We start from the raw sequence: 16,289 nt of genomic DNA, 5'->3' as shown, positions 1-16,289 counted from the left end.
AAGGAGTGGATCATATGGATCAGGAACTGACTTTTATCCGGCAGGCCCTGCCGGAGGACTGGGACAGCTACCCCCAGTCTCTGTTTGAGGCCTTCGCCGCCCACAGCCGTATGCTGCGCCAGAACACCCCCTGGTGCGCTTCTCTCAGCCAGGAGGCCTACGAGCAGTATGTCCTCTGCCCCCGGGTCAACGACGAGGACCTGTCCGACCACCGGGCCCTGTTTTACAGCCAGCTGTGGGACCGGGTGAAGGACCTGTCCCAGGAGGAGGCCGCCCTGGAGGTCAACCGCTGGTGCCATGAGCAGGCCAGCTATCAGGCCCAGGACGACCGCACCGCCTCCCCTCTGACGGTGTACCGCTGCGGCAGCGGCCGGTGCGGGGAGGAGTCCGCCTTCCTGGTTTCCGCCCTGCGCTCGGTGGGTCTGGCCGCCCGGCAGGTGTACGCCCCCCGCTGGTCCCACTGCGACGACAACCACGCCTGGGTGGAGGTGCTGTGCGAGGGCAGGTGGCACTTCCTGGGGGCCTGCGAGCCGGAACCGGTGCTGGACCGAGGCTGGTTCAACACCGCCGCCTCCCGGGCCATGCTGGTCCACAGCCGTACCTTCGGCCCGGTGGCCGACCTGACCCTCCACGGCGCTCCCCTGAGCAAACAGGGACAGGCCCTGTACCACAACCAGACGGCCCGTTATGCCCACACCAAGTCCTACACCTTCCGGGCCCAGCCGGGAGAGATCATCACGCTGGAAGTCCTCAACGAGTCCCGCTTCTGCCCCATTGCCGCCCTTACCGCCGATGAAACCGGCAGGGTCCAGGTGGAACTGGGGATCAGCGACCTCCACCTGTCCGCTGGTGAGAAGGAGGCCTTCTGTCACGGCCAGACCCAGGACGTGGCCAAATTGACCCTCCCATCTCCCTGCACGGACTGGACAGCCTTTGACTTCCGCGCCCCCCAGGATGCCCCCGTCAACCCCGCCCCTCTGGACCAGGCCCAGCGGCAGGAACGGGCCGCGGTACTGGCGGCAGGGACCGCCAAACGGCAGGAGCGGATGGCAGGCTATTTCGACGAGGAGAAGGCCCAAAACTACCCCCGGCAGCGAGAGCTACTTCAAAAAGCTCGGGGCAACTTTGGGGAGATCTACGCCTTTCTCAGCAAAGACCACGACCCGCTGCGCCCCGCCCTTCTCTCCTCCCTGTCCGACAAGGACCTGCGGGATGTGACGGCAGACCTGCTGGAGGTCCATCTGGAGCGGGCCCGGCCCTGGGCGGACCGGTACCCGGCGGAGGTGTTCCGGCGGTTTGTGCTCTGCCCCCGAGTGGCCTTTGAGCCCATCACCGACTGGTCCGTCCCCCAGCCCGGCGCGGTGGGGGAGGTCATTGCCCTGCGGCAGCAGGGGGTGCCTGCCCTGCTGCGCCCCCTGGACGGGGCGGTACTGATGTGGCAGGATGGAAAATTTGTCCCAAAGGAGCCGGAGGAATGTGGAAAAGTCACCTTCCGGAAGGCGCCGGTGGAGCGGTTTCTCTACCGGCAGAACTGGTCGCTGGACCTCTGGACGGGGGAAATGTGGAAACCCCTCAGGCTGGCCGACCGGGCCTGGCACAAAAACAAGCTGAATGTCACCCTGCCCGCCGGGCGCTACCGGGTGCTCACCGCCCTGCGGCTGCCGGCGGGGGACCAGTTTGCCAACCGACTGGAGTTCACCCTGGAAGCGGGGCAGGAGCGGGAAATCCCGCTGGCGCTGCGGGACTGCTCGGTGGACGATCTCATCTCCCCCCGGGAGCTGCCTCTGGAGGAGCTGGGCGGGCCCCATGAAAAAGCCGCCCTCCTCCTCTGGCTGGAGGAGGGGGCGGAACCCACGGAGCATATTTTAAATGAACTCTCCGCCGCCCTGCCTGCCTTTCAGGCGCTGGACGGGGACGTGGTCTTTTTCCTGCGGCGGCCCGGCGCGGAACAGCAGGCCACCCTGGCGGGGCTGCTGGACCAATGGCCCCAGGTACAGCTGTTCTACCCCGAGTGGGGCTATCAGGTGGAGACGGTGGCCCGCCACCTGGGTCTGGACCCGGACAAGCCGCCTCTGGCGGTGGTACGGGACCAGGAGGGCCGGGCGGCCTACGCCTGCTGCGGCTACCAGGTAGGAGCGGCGGACCTGCTGCGGCGGGTGCTGGAGCAGCTGGTGTAAGTCACTCCTTAAAGTTCTTCAGATATTCCTCCACCGACCGGGTCATCTCCCGGGAGAAGTCTGAGTTATACTTTCGGGCACAGAAGGCCTGGAGCCAGTCGGCATAGGGCCGCTGGCCGGCGTTGTCGGCCAGCATCCGCTCCAGCTCCCCGGCGTTCATCCGGCGATAGCCGTTTTCATGAACAATGTAGGGCAGCGCCCGGCGGCGGGGCTTCTCTCTGGCCTGCTGCTGGGCGGTTGGATAGCCGAACACCACCATGGCCGCGGGGAACACATAGTCCGGCAGATTGAGCAGCTGCCGGTGGCTCTCGCACTGCTCCATCACGTCCCCGATGTAGCAGGAGCCGATGCCCAGGCTCCAGGCGGCGGTGACGGCGTTCTGGGCGGCAATGTTGGCGTCGGAGCAGGCCAGCAGCAAGTCCCCCACCCCCGGCTTCCGGGGCTGGCAGCCGCCGGCATCAAAGGCGTCGTACCACTTCTGGCAGTCGGCGCAGAAGATCAGCACCAGGGGCGCCTGGGCGATAAAGGGCTGGTGGTCGCAGGTCTCCGCCAGGGTATCCTTCAGCTTCTGGTCGGTAATGTCCAGAATGGTGTACAGCTGCTGGTTGCCCGCCGTTGGGGCGGCGCAGGCGGCCTCCAGGATGGCCCGCTTGTCGTCGGGGGCGATGGGCTTTTCCAGATAGGCCCGCACCGATTTGCGGTCCCGAAGCTGATGCAAAACGTCATTCATTGACAAAACCTCCTGAATGGATGTGAAAATATGCAAGAAAAACGCTATTCCGTAGCAGGGCAGGACACCCTGCTCCCCTTCCTGCTGGCCCATGTGACCGGCAAAAGCCGCAACAGCGTCAAGTCCCTGCTCACCCGCGGGCAGGTCCAGGTGGACGGCAAGACCGTCACCCGCCACGACCATCCCCTCTTGCCGGGGCAGACGGTGGTGGTGCTTCCTCAGGGCGCGGGAGACAAAAAGGCCCCCTTCCCCATCCTCTACGAGGACGGCAGGCTGCTGGTCATCGAAAAGCCCGCCGGTCTGCTGAGCATGGCCACCGACAAGGAGAAGGTGCGCACCGCCTACCACATGGCCACCGACTATGTCCGCAAGGCCGATCCCCGGAACCGGATCTTCATTGTCCACCGGCTGGACCGGGCCACCTCCGGCGTGCTCCTCTTCGCCAAGGACGAGGAGACCAAGCGAGCCTTCCAGGATAACTGGGACAAGCTGGTGGGCCGCCGGGGCTATCTGGCGGTGGCGGAGGGCAGGCCGCCCAAGGACTCGGATACCATCCGCACCCTGCTGCGGGAGAACGCCGCCCACAAGGTGTACTCGGTGCGCTCCGGCGGTAAGGAAGCAATAACTCATTATACCATGCTCAGCGCCGGAAAGGAATACGCCCTTCTGGAGATCGATCTGGATACCGGCCGGAAAAACCAGATCCGGGCCCACCTCAGCGAGCTGGGCTGCCCGGTGGCCGGGGACCGGGACTACGGAGCCGCCACCGATCCTCTGGGGCGGCTGTGCCTCCACGCCCATGAGCTGGTGCTCACCGACCCCTTCACCGGAGAGGAGCGTATCTTCCGGGCGGAGGCCCCCGCCGGGTTCCGAAAGCTGACCCGGTAAAACTTACAGGCCCAGTTGGGCCCGGGCCTGGTCCCGAAAGGCCACCAGCTCTGGATAGTCGTAAAAAAAGTTCTGCTTCTGCTCCCACACCGACGTGCCGGTGGGCTTGTCGTAGAGCACAAAGTAGGAGAAGCACTCGGCGATATCCTCGGAGGGGCTGGTGGCGGCGTAGTCGGTGATGAAGTCATCCTTATGCCGCAGATAGAAGTTGATGCTCTCCGGGTCGGCCAGCCGGTCGTCCAGGTAGTCCTTCCAAAAGCGCTGGTAGAAGGCATTGAGATAGGAGTCCGGGTTGCTCACCAGATCGGTCTCCCCGTAGCAGTCGTAGCGCTTGGGCGCGCCGTAGGTCACCTGACGATCATTCAGGGTCAGATAGTGGGCATACTCATGATACACCGTCTCGGTGAACTCCACAGGATCGCCTGCGTCCTCCGGGTCCACCGCCAGTTCCCACTGGACTCCGTTGTCGTCCGCCGGGACCACATAGGCCAGGATGTCGTCTTTCCCGTCGCTGAAAATGGTGAAGCGGGTGAAGGGCTTCAGGCTTCCCTCAGGCAGCAGGGCATTGACCTTGTCCCACAGGGCCCGGTACTCCGCCTTGTCCGATTTGTCGGGGATGAGGGTGCCGTCCGCCCCGATCTCATATCGGGCCAGGGCAGGAGGCTCCTCCTGCCCCTCCGCCTTCTCCGGTTCCTCCAGGTAGCGCTGGGTGAAGTCCTCATACAGCTGGTTGAGCTGGTCCACCAGTTCCTCCTCCTGGGAGGACAGCTCCCACCGGCCCTCCTGGGCCCGGGCCTGCCGCAGGGGGACCAGTTCCTCCAGCAGGTTTTGGACCTGATCCTTCTCCATCTGGGTCAGCCTGTCCGCCAGCTGGCCCAGCTGAATGGTGGCCAGCCGGGCCGCCTCGGCCGGGACGTTGGGACCAGCGGTGTCCGCCGCCGGTCTGGTACAGGCGGACAGGAACAGCAGGGGCAGGAAAAGCAAAACAGGATTGGGTCGTCTCATGGTAAACACCTCGTTTTCGTCAGCGCCGGCAGAGCCGGCGTAGTGGGGCGATTGTACCACAGCAGCCCGGGCAGCGGAAGAAAGCTAAACAAATCTACAGGAAAACGTCAGATGTTCCATAGAAACGGCAGAAGGACGGGATCAGATGGTCCCGTCCTTCTCAGACTGTCGAAAAAGGCAGAAGTGATGCCAGAGAGAGCTCAGTTCTTGCACCGTGGAAAAGCCCTCGGAAGAGTTTTGCCGCCCGCAGGCGGCAAAATAGAGTAAGCATCTGTTTTTTCCAAGGACATGAGCCTTGGAAAAACACTTCTCAGCCCACAAGCGTGCGCGCTTTGCACGCGCGACGCAGCGGGCTGCATCCCCTCTCAAAAATGCAAGCATTTTTGAGAGGCGTGTCGAGGTTTCTCGACACGCTGGACAAAAGGACGGGACCATATGGTCCCGTCCTTCTGTCTGGGAAGGTATAGGAAGGCATAGAAGATAGCAAAGTTACAGCTTGACCACCCAGCCGTGGGGATCGGGCTGGGTCCCCCACTGGATGCCGGTGAGGGTGTCATACAGCTTCTGGGCCAGAGGGCCGATCTTGCCGCCGTTGACCACAACATGCTTGTCCTCCCAGCCCATCTCGCCGATGGGAGAGATGACAGCGGCGGTACCGGTGCCCCAGGCCTCCTTCAGGGTGCCGCTCTGCCCCGCCTCGAAGAGCTCCTCCGCGGTGATGAGCCGCTCCTCCACCTTCAGGCCCCAGCTCTTGAGCAGTTCAATACAGGACTTGCGGGTGATACCGGGCAGCACGGAGCCGGTGAGCATGGGGGTGACCACCGTATCCTCGATCTGGAACATGACGTTCATGGAGCCCACTTCTTCAATGTACTTGCGGTGGACGCCGTCCAGCCACAGCACCTGGGCGTAGCCGTTCTGCTCGGCCCGCTCACCGGCCCGGATGGAGGCGGCGTAGTTGCCGCCGCACTTGGTGTAGCCGGTGCCGCCCTTGACGGCCCGGACATCCTCGCTCTCCACGTAGATCTTCACCGGATTGATACCCTCGGCGTAGTAGGCGCCTACGGGGCAGGTGATGATGGCAAAGATATAGTCGTGGGCGGCGTGGACCCCCAGGGTGGGGGTGGTGGCAATGATGAAGGGACGGATATACAGGGAGGTACCGGGCTGATCGGGCACCCAGTCCGCCTCCAGCCGCACCAGCTGCTCGATGGCAGCCAGAGCGTCCTCCTCATCCAGGGGCGGGATGCACATCCGCTCACAGGAGGAGTTGATGCGCTTGACGTTCTCGGTGGGACGGAAGAGCTGAATAGTACCGTCGGGAGAGCGGTAGGCCTTCAGGCCCTCAAAGACCTCCTGCGCATAGTGGAACACCATGGCGGAGGGGTCCAGCGCGATGGGGCCGTAGGGAACGATGCGCCCGTCGTGCCAGCCCTGGCCGGCGGTGTAGTCCATCAAAAACATATGGTCGGTAAAGGTTCTGCCGAACACCAGCGTGGAGGGATCGGGCTTGGGCTTGCCCACTGCGGCACGCTGAACAGGATATTCCTTCATCAGGATGGCCTCCTTGCAGTTTCATTGCTTGTCTTCAGTATGACAGGGTAAAGAAAAAAAGAATGTAAACCGTGATACAAAGCCGAAAATATACCGGCAGGTTTCCCTGTCTCCTTCTCCTGTATGGTAGCACAAACCGGCCGGAAAGACAACCAGGGCGGGAGTTCCTGCCGCAGCACTTGTAATTTGGCCGGGGATACGATATAATACTTGGGCTAATATGCCGAAAGAGGGTATTGAACCGATGAAATTAGGTATCGTGGGCCTGCCCAACGTGGGCAAATCGACCCTTTTCAACGCCATCACCAATGCCGGCGCCGAGAGCGCCAACTATCCCTTCTGCACCATTGACCCCAACGTGGGCGTGGTGGCAGTACCCGACGCCCGTCTGGACGCGCTGACCGAGATGTACCACCCCAAAAAGACCACTCCCGCCGTGGTGGAGTTCGTGGACATCGCCGGTCTGGTGAAGGGCGCCAGCCAGGGTCAGGGTCTGGGCAACAAGTTCCTGGCCAACATCCGGGAGTGCGACGCCATCGTCCATGTGGTGCGCTGCTTTGACGACGAGAACATCATGCACGTGGTGGCCGACACCAGCACCAATGTGCCTGTGGACCCCGCCGGGGATATCGGCGTCATTGATATTGAGCTCATCATGGCCGATGTGGAGATGGTGGAGCGCCGCATCGACAAGGCCCAGAAGGCCGCCAAGGGCGACAAGAAGTACCTGCGGGAGGTGGAGGTGTTCACCGCCCTGAAGGATTGGCTCAACGACGGCAACTCCGCCCGCTCCTTCGAGTGCGACGAGGACGACGCCGCCATCATCGCCACCGCCGAGCTGCTCTCCCTGAAGCCCATCATCTACGCCGCCAACCTGGACGAGGACGGCTTTGCCGACTGCCACAGCAACGCTTACTACAAGATCGTGGAGGATCTGGCCGCCAAGGAGGGCGCTCAGGTCATCCCCGTGTGCGCCAAGCTGGAGGCCGAGATCGCCGAGCTGGACGCCGACGAGAAGAAGATGTTCCTGGACGACCTGGGCATCGCCGAGTCCGGCCTGGACCGGCTCATCAAGGCCAGCTACGCCCTGCTGGGTCTGATCTCCTTCCTCACCTCCGGCGAGGATGAGTGCCGTGCCTGGACCATCAAGAAGGGCACCAAGGCTCCCCAGGCTGCCGGTAAGATCCACACCGACTTTGAGCGGGGCTTCATTCGGGCCGAGGTGGTCAACTTTACCGACCTGATGGCCTGCGGCTCCATGAACGCGGCCAAGGAAAAAGGCCTTGTACGTTCTGAAGGTAAAGAGTATGTCATGAAAGACGGCGATATCGTCCTGTTCCGGTTCAACGTCTAATGAATGCAAGAAAACCCGCCCCTGAGCCCTAAAGCGGCTCACGGGCGGGTTTTTTGTGCGCAGGCCCCAACGAAGATAGAAATATCCCCGGACAGCTGTCTGGGGATCTTGGTGCCATCTCTTACTGGTACAGCTCCACCTCGTCGTCACAAAGTCCATTTTGCTCCGTTTCCGCCTGACAGTGAAAACTGCATATACCCCTCGCTCTTTCTCTCCCTACACAACCCACTACGTCGGGCTTGTACGGGGCCCTATCAACAAGTCCAAAGCGCTTTGACCACACACAGTGCCGCCCCGTCTGCAATGGGGAGAAGAAGCCCGCCAGATAATGGACCCTGGGCAGCCGCCCCTTTCTTTTTGATAAGCGATAGGATTTTTCCTCCATCTGTGATATAATGTTTCCCAATTCCCCAAGCGAAGGAGTTGCTTCCATGAAAATTATTGACATTTTAAACCAGGACCGCCCTACGCTGTCCTTTGAGGTGTTCCCCCCCAAGACCAGCGACACCTATGATTCCGTGGCCAAGGCCACCCAGGACATCGCGGCCCTGCGGCCTGACTTTATGAGCGTCACCTACGGCGCCGGCGGCGGCACCAGCGACTACACCGTGGGCATTGCCGCCGGCATCCAGCAGCAGTACGGCGTGGATGTGCTGGCCCACCTGACCTGCGCCTCCTCCACCCGGGAGCACGTGGCCCAGGTACTGGAGCATCTGAAGGAGAAGGGCATCCAGAACGTGCTGGCCCTCCGGGGAGACATTCCAGAGGGGGGCGCTCCCGCCCACGACTATCAGTACGCCGCCCAGCTGGTCAAGGACATCAAGGCCCACGGCGACTTCTGCATCGGCGGGGCCTGCTACCCCGAGGGACACCCCGAGTCCCCCACCAAGAACGCCGACATCGACCATCTGAAAGCCAAGGTGGAGGCAGGCTGCCAGTTCCTCACCACCCAGATGTTCTTTGATAACAACATCCTCTACAACTTCCTCTACCGCATCCGGGAGAAGGGGATTACCGTGCCGGTGGTGGCGGGTATCATGCCGGTGACCAACGGCAAGCAGATCGCCCGCATCTGCAAGCTGTCGGGCACCTATCTGCCTGAGCGGTTCAAGGCCATTGTGGACAGGTTCGGGGACAACCCCGCCGCCATGCGTCAGGCCGGCGTGGCCTACGCCGCCGAGCAGATCATCGACCTCATCGCCAACGGCGTGGAACACATCCACATCTACTCCATGAACAAGCCGGAGATCGCATCCTCCATCCAGTCCAGCCTGTCGGAGGTCCTGAAATGATCCATACCCCCCGCGCCGAGGCCCTGCGCTATCTGGGCTGCCGGGGAACAGAGCCTGACGGGGCCACCGCCGCCCTGCTGAAAGAGCGCATCCAGGCGGTGGAGGGGGCCGCCGACCCCCGGTGGACTTCTGTAGAGGTCCCCCTCACCCTCCGCCCCGGCGGGGTGGAACTGGGGGACTGGTCCATCCACAGCGGAAAGCTGCGCGCCCACCTGGAGGGCTGCACCGCCGCTCTCCTCTTCGGAGCCACCCTGGGCGTGGGGGTGGACCGGCTCATTGCCCGCTCGGCGGCGGGCCAGGTAGCCCGTGCCGCCGTGGACCAGGCAGTGGCAGCCGCCCTCATTGAGGCGGTGTGTGACGATGCCTGCGACCAACTGGCGGAACGCTACCCCGGCAAATACCTGCGCCCCCGGTTCAGCCCCGGCTACGGAGATTTCCCTCTCACCGCCCAGCCCGAGCTGCTGCGGCGGCTGGACGGCCCCCGGAAGATCGGCCTCACCGCCACCGACACCTGCCTGCTGGCCCCCATCAAGTCGGTGACGGCGGTAATCGGTGTGGCCGATACCCTCGGCAAATGCCATGCCGGAGGCTGCGCCACCTGTTCCAAAACCAACTGCGCCTTTAGGAGAGATACCACATGAAATTCATCGACGCGCTGCACAGCCAGCGCCTGTTTTTTGACGGCGGCACCGGCACCCTGCTTCAGGCCCAGGGCCTGAAGGGCGGCGAGCTGCCCGAGACCTGGAACCTGCTCCATCCGGACCGCATTTCCGCCCTCCACCAGGCCTATCTGAAGGCGGGGAGCAACATCCTGTGCACCAACACCTTCGGGGCCAACGCCCTGAAGTTCCCCGCCGGAGGGGAGTTTGATCTGGAGGAGCTGGTGACCGCCGGTGTGCGTCTGGCCTGCGAGGCCAGGGACGCCGACCCCCGGCCCGACGTGTTTGTGGCTCTGGATATGGGTCCCACCGGCAAGCTCCTGAAGCCCATGGGCGACCTGGACTTTGAGGCCGCGGTGGCCCTGTATGCCCAGGTGGTACGGGCGGGCGCCGCCGCCGGGGCCGACCTGGTACTCATCGAGACTATGAGCGACTCCTACGAGGCCAAGGCCGCCGTGCTGGCCGCCAAGGAGAACTGCGACCTGCCGGTAGTAGTCACCACGGTCTACGGCGAGAACGGCAAGCTGCTCACCGGCGGCACCCCCGCCTCCACCGTGGCCCTGCTGGAGGGCCTGGGCGTGGACGCCCTGGGCGTCAACTGCGGCCTGGGCCCCGCTCAGATGCTGCCCATCGTGAAGCAGCTGCTGGAGTATGCCTCAGTGCCTCTGATCGTCAACCCCAACGCCGGTCTGCCCCACGCCTGCGACGGCTGCACCGTCTTTGACGTGGGCCCGGCGGAGTTCGCCGTCCACATGGGGGCCATTGCCGACCTGGGGGTACAGATCCTGGGCGGCTGCTGCGGCACCTCCCCCGACCACATCAAGGCCGCGGTGGAGGTGTGCCGGGACAAGCCCTTCACCCCCGCCGTAGACCGCGGCCGCACCCTGGTGTCCTCCTACGCCCAGGCGGTGGAGATCGGCCCCGCCCCCGTGGTCATCGGCGAGCGCATCAACCCCACCGGAAAGAAGAAGTTCCAGCAGGCCCTGCGGGACCACAACATTGAGTACCTCCTCAATGAAGCCTTTGCCCAGGAGGAGGCCGGGGCCCAGGTGCTGGACGTGAACGTGGGCCTGCCCGAAATCGACGAGCCCGCCCTGCTGGTGGAGGTGATGGAGTCCCTCCAGGCCGTCCTTCCCCTCCCCCTCCAGCTGGACACCTCCGACCCGGAGGCCATGGAGCGGGCCATGCGCCGCTACAACGGCAAACCCATGCTTAACTCGGTGTCCGGCAAGGCCGAGAGCATGGCCGCCCTCTTCCCCCTGGTGAAGAAGTACGGCGGCGTGGTGGTGGGCCTTGCCCTGGACGAGAACGGCATCCCCGCCACAGCGGAGGGCCGGCTGGCCATCGCCAAAAAGATTTGCGATACCGCCGCCCAGTACGGTATTTCCAAAAAGGAGATCGTCATCGATCCCCTGACCCTCACCATCTCCTCCGAGCCGGAGGCCGCCAAAATTACCCTGGAGGCGGTAGGCCGCATCAAGAAGGAGCTGGGGGTGTCCACCATTCTGGGCGTGTCCAATGTGTCCTTCGGTCTCCCCAAGCGGGAGCTGGTGAACACCGCCTTCTTCACCATGGCCCTCCAGCAGGGGCTGGACTGCGCCATTCTCAACCCCAACAACGCCGCCATGATGGGGGCCTGGCGGAGCTATCAGGCTCTCCTGGGTCTGGACCCTCAGTGCGGCCGCTACATCGCCGCCTACGGCGGGCAGGAAGCCCCTGCTGCCCCGGTTTCTTCCACCGACGGCCCCTCCCTCACCGACTGCGTCCTGCGGGGCAGCAAGGAGGGGGCGGCCCAGGCCGCCAAGGCCGCCCTGGACGGCGGCAAGGCCCCCCTGGACATCGTAGACAGCGTGCTCATCCCCGCCCTGGATCAGGTGGGTCAGGGCTTTGAGAAGGGCACCCTCTTCCTGCCCCAGCTGCTCATGAGCGCCGAGGCCGCCAAGGCCGCCTTTGAGGTGGTACAGAACGCCATGTCCGGCGAGGACCGGCCCAGCCAGGGAGCCGTGGTGCTGGCCACCGTCCAGGGGGACATCCACGACATCGGCAAGAACATCGTCAAGGTACTGCTGGAAAACTACAGCTTTACCGTCATGGACCTGGGCCGTGACGTGGCCCCGGAGCGCATCGTGGAGGCCGCCGGACAGCCCGGCGTGCGCCTGGTGGGCCTCAGCGCCCTGATGACCACCACGGTGGTGAGCATGGAGGAGACCATCCGCCAGCTGCGGGAGACCTGCCCCCAGGTGAAGATCGTGGTGGGCGGCGCGGTGCTCACCCCCGCTTACGCCGATCAGATCGGGGCGGACTGCTACGCCAAGGACGCCATGGCCACCGTCCGATACGCCAAGGAGATCTATCAGAGCTGATAAACACAAAAGCAGATATGCGGCATTACGCCCTCCATGTCAGGGAAAGGTAATCCATATCAGAATGCCATGGCGGAACATTTCTTTTCCATTCTCAAAACAGAGTGCATTTACTGTGACTGAACTGATCCAGTAAAAACGGACAGTGACAAAAGACCCCCTGATGTAGGAAAATAGACTACATCAGGGGGTCTTGGTGGTTCTAATTACTTGTACAGCTCCACCTCGTCGGCACAAGCGCCACATCCCTCGCTTCGCCGCATACGGCAAAGCTCTCTCCTTTTGCCGTGCCTCCTCTCCCATGAACAGTCAACTGCCCATGGGGTCCCAACAGGCGCTCCCAACGCTCCTTGGCGGCCAGACCCAAAACGCTTGCACGGCGCAATGCGCCGCCCCATCTTGGATGGGGCCCCACGAAGATGCCGACGACAGAAAGACCCCCGGGCAGTTGCCCGGGGGTCTTGGTGGTTCTAATTACTTGTACAGCTCCACCAGACGGGTCAGGTGCTCCCAACGCTCCTTGGCGGCTTCTTCGTTCTGAGCGAAGAGCTCCTTGGCGCGCTCGGGGAAGGCACGGGTCAGGGAGGAGTAACGAGCCTCGTTCATCAGGAACTCCTGATAGCCGCCAGCGGGGGCCTTGGAGTCCAGGGTGAAGGGGTTCTTGCCCTCGGCCTTGAGAGCGGGGTTGTACCGGAACAGGTTCCAGTAGCCGCAGTCCACAGCCTTCTTCATCTCCTGCTGGCAGTTGGCCATGCCGCCCTTGATGGAGTGCATCTCACAGGGAGCGTAGCCGATGACCAGGGAAGGACCATGATAGGCCTCAGCCTCGGTGATGGCCTTCAGGGTCTGGTTGGGATTGGCGCCCATGGCGATCTGGGCCACGTAGACGTAGCCGTACTGCATGGCGATCTCGGCCAGGCTCTTCTTGGGCTGGGTCTTACCGGCAGCGGCGAACTGAGCCACCTGGCCGATGTTGGAGGACTTGGAAGCCTGTCCGCCGGTGTTGGAGTACACCTCGGTGTCGAACACGAAGATGTTGACGTCCTCACCGGAAGCGATGACGTGATCCAGGCCGCCGTAACCGATGTCGTAGGCCCAGCCGTCGCCGCCGAAGATCCACACGGACTTCTTGTTCAGGTACTCCTTCTCCTTCAGGATCTCACGGACCAGGGTGCAGGCCTCGCAGTTGCAGCCCTCGCGCTGGCCGATGACGGCCTCCATGGCAGCGACGTAAGCCTTGGTGGCCTCGCCGTTGGCAGCGCCGTCCTCCATGGTGTCCAGCCACTTCTGACCGGCAGCCACGATGCCCTCGTCGGTGTAGTCCAGGGCGATCAGCTTGCGGGTCTGGTCAGCCAGACGGTCACGGATGGCCTTCTGACCCAGGTACAGGCCCAGGCCGTGCTCGGCGTTATCCTCGAACAGGGAGTTGGCCCAGGTGGGACCCTTGCCTTCCTTGTTGACGGTGTAGGGAGAGGTAGCAGCGGGGCCGCCCCAGATGGAGGAACAACCGGTGGCGTTGGAGACGTACATCCGGTCGCCGCACACCTGAGTGATCAGGCGGGCATAGGCGGTCTCGGCGCAGCCGGCGCAGGAGCCGGAGAACTCAAGCAGAGGCTGCTTGAACTGGCTGCCCTTGACAGTGGCGATATCCTCCACGTCGGCCTTGGGGGCAACCTTGGCCACCATGTAGTCGAAGACTTCCTGCTCGGCAGCCTGGGACTCCTGGGGCTTCATGGTCAGAGCCTTCACGGGGCAGGTGCTCACGCAGACGGTGCAGCCCATGCAGTCCAGGGGGCTGACCGCCAGGGCGAACTTGTACACGCCCTTGCCCTTGCCGGCCTTGATGTCCACGATCTTGGCCTGAGCGGGAGCAGCAGCGGCCTCCTCCTCGGACAGAGCGAAGGGACGGATGGTGGCGTGGGGGCAGACGTAGGAGCACTGGTTACACTGGATACACTTGGAGGCATCCCACTCGGGCACGGACACGGCCACGCCGCGCTTCTCGTAGGCAGCGGCGCCCTGGAAGAAGGTGCCGTCCTCGTGGCCGTTGACAAAGGCGGAAACAGGCAGGCTGTCGCCGTCCATGCGGCCCACGGGCTCCATGATGTCCTTCACCATCTTCACGGTGTCGGCATTGCCCTCCAGGTGCTCCTCAACGGGCTTATCCTCGGCGGTAGCCCAGGAAGCGGGCACCTCGAACTTGTGGAAGGCGGTGGCGCCGGCGTCGATGGCCTTGTGGTTCATGTCAACCACGTCCTGGCCCTTCTTCAGGTAGGAGTGGGTGGCGGCGTCCTTCATGTACTGGATGGCCTCGGCCTCGGGCATCACTTTAGCCAGCTTAAAGAAAGCGGACTGCAGGATGGTGTTGGTACGCTTGCCCATGCCGATCTCAATGGCCAGGTCGATGGCGTTGATGGTGTAGACCTGGATGTTGTGCTCGGCGATGTAGCGCTTGGCCACAGCGGGCATATGCTGATCCAGCTCCTCATCGGTCCACTGGCAGTTGATCAGGAACACGCCGCCGTCCTTCACGTCGCGGACCATGGGGAAGCCCTTAACGATGTAAGCGGGCACGTGGCAGGCCACGAAGTCGGCCTTGTTGATGTAGTAGGGGGCGCGGATGGGCTGATCGCCGAAGCGCAGGTGGCTGATGGTCACGCCGCCGGTCTTCTTGGAGTCGTACTGGAAGTAAGCCTGAACGTACTTGTCGGTGTGGTCGCCGATGATCTTGATGGAGTTCTTGTTGGCGCCCACGGTGCCGTCGCCGCCCAGACCCCAGAACTTGCACTCGATGGTGCCGGGGGCAGCGGTGTTGGGAGCGGGCTTCTCCTCCAGGGAGGTAAAGGTCACGTCGTCCACGATGCCCACGGTGAACTGGCGCTTGGGATTCTCGTGGGTCAGCTCCTCATACACGGCAAACACGTTGCTGGGGGGAGTGTCCTTGGAACCCAGGCCGTAGCGGCCGCCGATGATGGTGGCCTGACGGCCGGCGTTGGCAAAGGCGGTGACAACGTCCAGGTACAGAGGATCGCCCAGAGCGCCGGGCTCCTTGGTGCGGTCCAGGACGGCGATCTTGGTGGCGGTGGCGGGAATGGCCTCCAGCAGCTTGTCAGCGCGGAAGGGCCGGTACAGGCGGACCTTCACCAGGCCCACCTTCTCGCCGTGAGCGTTCAGGTAGTCGATGACTTCCTCAGCCACGTCGCAGATGGAACCCATGGCGATGATGACGCGGTCAGCGTCGGGAGCGCCATAGTAGTTGAACAGCTGATAGTTGGTGCCCAGCTTGGCGTTGACCTTGCCCATGTACTCTTCCACGATGCCGGGAACGGCGTCATAGTACTTGTTGGCGGCCTCGCGGTGCTGGAAGAAGATGTCGCCGTTCTCGTGAGAGCCGCGCATCACGGGACGCTCGGGGTTCAGAGCGCGCTTGCGGAAGGCCTCCACGGCGTCCATATCCACCATCTCGGCCAGATCCTCGTTGTCCCAGATAGCGATCTTCTGGATCTCGTGGGAGGTACGGAAACCGTCGAAGAAGTTGATGAAGGGAACGCGGCCCTTGATGGCGGCCAGGTGGGCAACGGCGCCCAGGTCCATGACTTCCTGGGGATTGGACTCACACAGCATGGCAAAGCCGGTCTGGCGGCAGGCCATAACGTCGGAGTGATCGCCGAAGATGTTCAGAGCGTGGGTGGCCACGGTACGGGCGGACACATGGAACACGGTGGGCATCAGCTCACCGGCCAGCTTGTACATATTGGGGATCATGAGCAGCAGGCCCTGAGAAGCGGTATAAGTAGTGGTCAGGGCGCCGGCGGCCAGGGAGCCGTGGACGGTACCGGCGGCACCGGCCTCAGACTGCATCTCCACCACGTTGACGGTAGTGCCGAAAATGTTCTTCCGGCCCTGAGCGGCCCACTGGTCCACATTGTCGGCCATGGGGCTGGACGGAGTGATGGGGTAGATGCCCGCCACTTCGGTGAAGGCGTAAGACACGTGGGCAGCTGCGGTGTTACCGTCCATGGATTTCAGCTTTCTAGCCATTGAAACGATTCCTCCTTGTTCGTTGTTCCAGGGCAATGGGAATCGGTCCCCGCCTCTCTCTGGAGACCGGGCCGGATTCCCATTACCCTGGCTTTTTCCCCGCTTACCGGAAAGAAACTTTCCCGGAGCGCCTTCATTGTAACACCATCCAAACCGTTTGTAAATCAAATCTTACTTATCTATGAAAATTTTCTTCATATTCGCATATCCCTAGGAATACACCCGG

General features: G+C 63.1%; 10 protein-coding genes. 6 read left to right on the top strand and 4 right to left on the bottom strand.

Annotation, left to right across the window (positions count from 1 at the left end):
* Positions 1–14 precede the first annotated feature (14 nt).
* On the top strand, positions 15–2,177 hold the full coding sequence (locus WHJ28_RS02380) for a transglutaminase-like domain-containing protein (RefSeq protein WP_340039511.1): 2,163 nt from the start codon (positions 15–17) through the stop codon (positions 2,175–2,177).
* A 1-nt stretch (position 2,178) separates the two neighbouring features.
* On the opposite strand, the gene WHJ28_RS02375 is transcribed toward WHJ28_RS02380, so the two are convergent.
* Complete coding sequence (locus tag WHJ28_RS02375) at positions 2,179–2,907, bottom strand: nitroreductase family protein (protein ID WP_340039510.1); 729 nt, start codon at positions 2,905–2,907, stop codon at positions 2,179–2,181.
* A 30-nt stretch (positions 2,908–2,937) separates the two neighbouring features.
* On the opposite strand from WHJ28_RS02375, the gene WHJ28_RS02370 reads away from it, so the two are divergent.
* A complete protein-coding gene (locus tag WHJ28_RS02370; protein ID WP_340039509.1) occupies positions 2,938–3,795 on the top strand; it encodes an RluA family pseudouridine synthase in 858 nt (285 codons plus the stop codon).
* Positions 3,796–3,798: 3 nt separating this feature from the next.
* Here the strand turns inward: WHJ28_RS02370 and WHJ28_RS02365 are convergent, their stop codons facing one another.
* Positions 3,799–4,800 (bottom strand): zinc-binding metallopeptidase, encoded by a 1,002-nt coding sequence (locus tag WHJ28_RS02365; RefSeq protein WP_340039508.1) that lies wholly within the window; start codon positions 4,798–4,800, stop codon positions 3,799–3,801.
* A gap of 489 nt (positions 4,801–5,289) precedes the next feature.
* Positions 5,290–6,354: a branched-chain amino acid aminotransferase gene (locus tag WHJ28_RS02360; RefSeq protein ID WP_340039507.1), complete on the bottom strand. Its 1,065-nt coding sequence runs from the start codon at positions 6,352–6,354 to the stop codon at positions 5,290–5,292.
* A gap of 244 nt (positions 6,355–6,598) precedes the next feature.
* On the opposite strand from WHJ28_RS02360, the gene ychF reads away from it, so the two are divergent.
* From ychF to WHJ28_RS02340, 4 genes are all read left to right on the top strand, one after another.
* The gene (gene ychF / locus WHJ28_RS02355) at positions 6,599–7,708 is read left to right on the top strand and encodes a redox-regulated ATPase YchF (RefSeq protein ID WP_340039506.1); all 1,110 of its coding nucleotides are present in this window, start codon (positions 6,599–6,601) and stop codon (positions 7,706–7,708) included.
* Positions 7,709–8,139: 431 nt separating this feature from the next.
* Complete coding sequence (gene metF / locus WHJ28_RS02350) at positions 8,140–9,000, top strand: methylenetetrahydrofolate reductase [NAD(P)H] (RefSeq protein ID WP_340039505.1); 861 nt, start codon at positions 8,140–8,142, stop codon at positions 8,998–9,000.
* Entirely contained in the window at positions 8,997–9,641 is a 645-nt protein-coding gene (locus WHJ28_RS02345; RefSeq protein ID WP_340039504.1) for a hypothetical protein, read from the top strand. Before metF ends, WHJ28_RS02345 begins: the two co-directional genes overlap by 4 nt.
* Positions 9,638–12,022 (top strand): homocysteine S-methyltransferase family protein, encoded by a 2,385-nt coding sequence (locus WHJ28_RS02340; RefSeq protein WP_340039502.1) that lies wholly within the window; start codon positions 9,638–9,640, stop codon positions 12,020–12,022. The genes WHJ28_RS02345 and WHJ28_RS02340 overlap by 4 nt, the downstream gene beginning before the upstream one ends.
* Positions 12,023–12,496: 474 nt before the next feature.
* Here WHJ28_RS02340 and nifJ read toward each other — a convergent pair whose 3' ends face one another.
* A complete protein-coding gene (gene nifJ, locus WHJ28_RS02335; protein WP_340039501.1) occupies positions 12,497–16,063 on the bottom strand; it encodes a pyruvate:ferredoxin (flavodoxin) oxidoreductase in 3,567 nt (1,188 codons plus the stop codon).
* Positions 16,064–16,289 lie beyond the last annotated feature (226 nt).

It is taken from the genome of Flavonifractor porci (assembly GCF_037572415.1).
Lineage (GTDB): Bacteria > Bacillota > Clostridia > Oscillospirales > Oscillospiraceae > Flavonifractor > Flavonifractor porci.
This window is presented reverse-complemented; position numbering and strand designations above follow the sequence as displayed.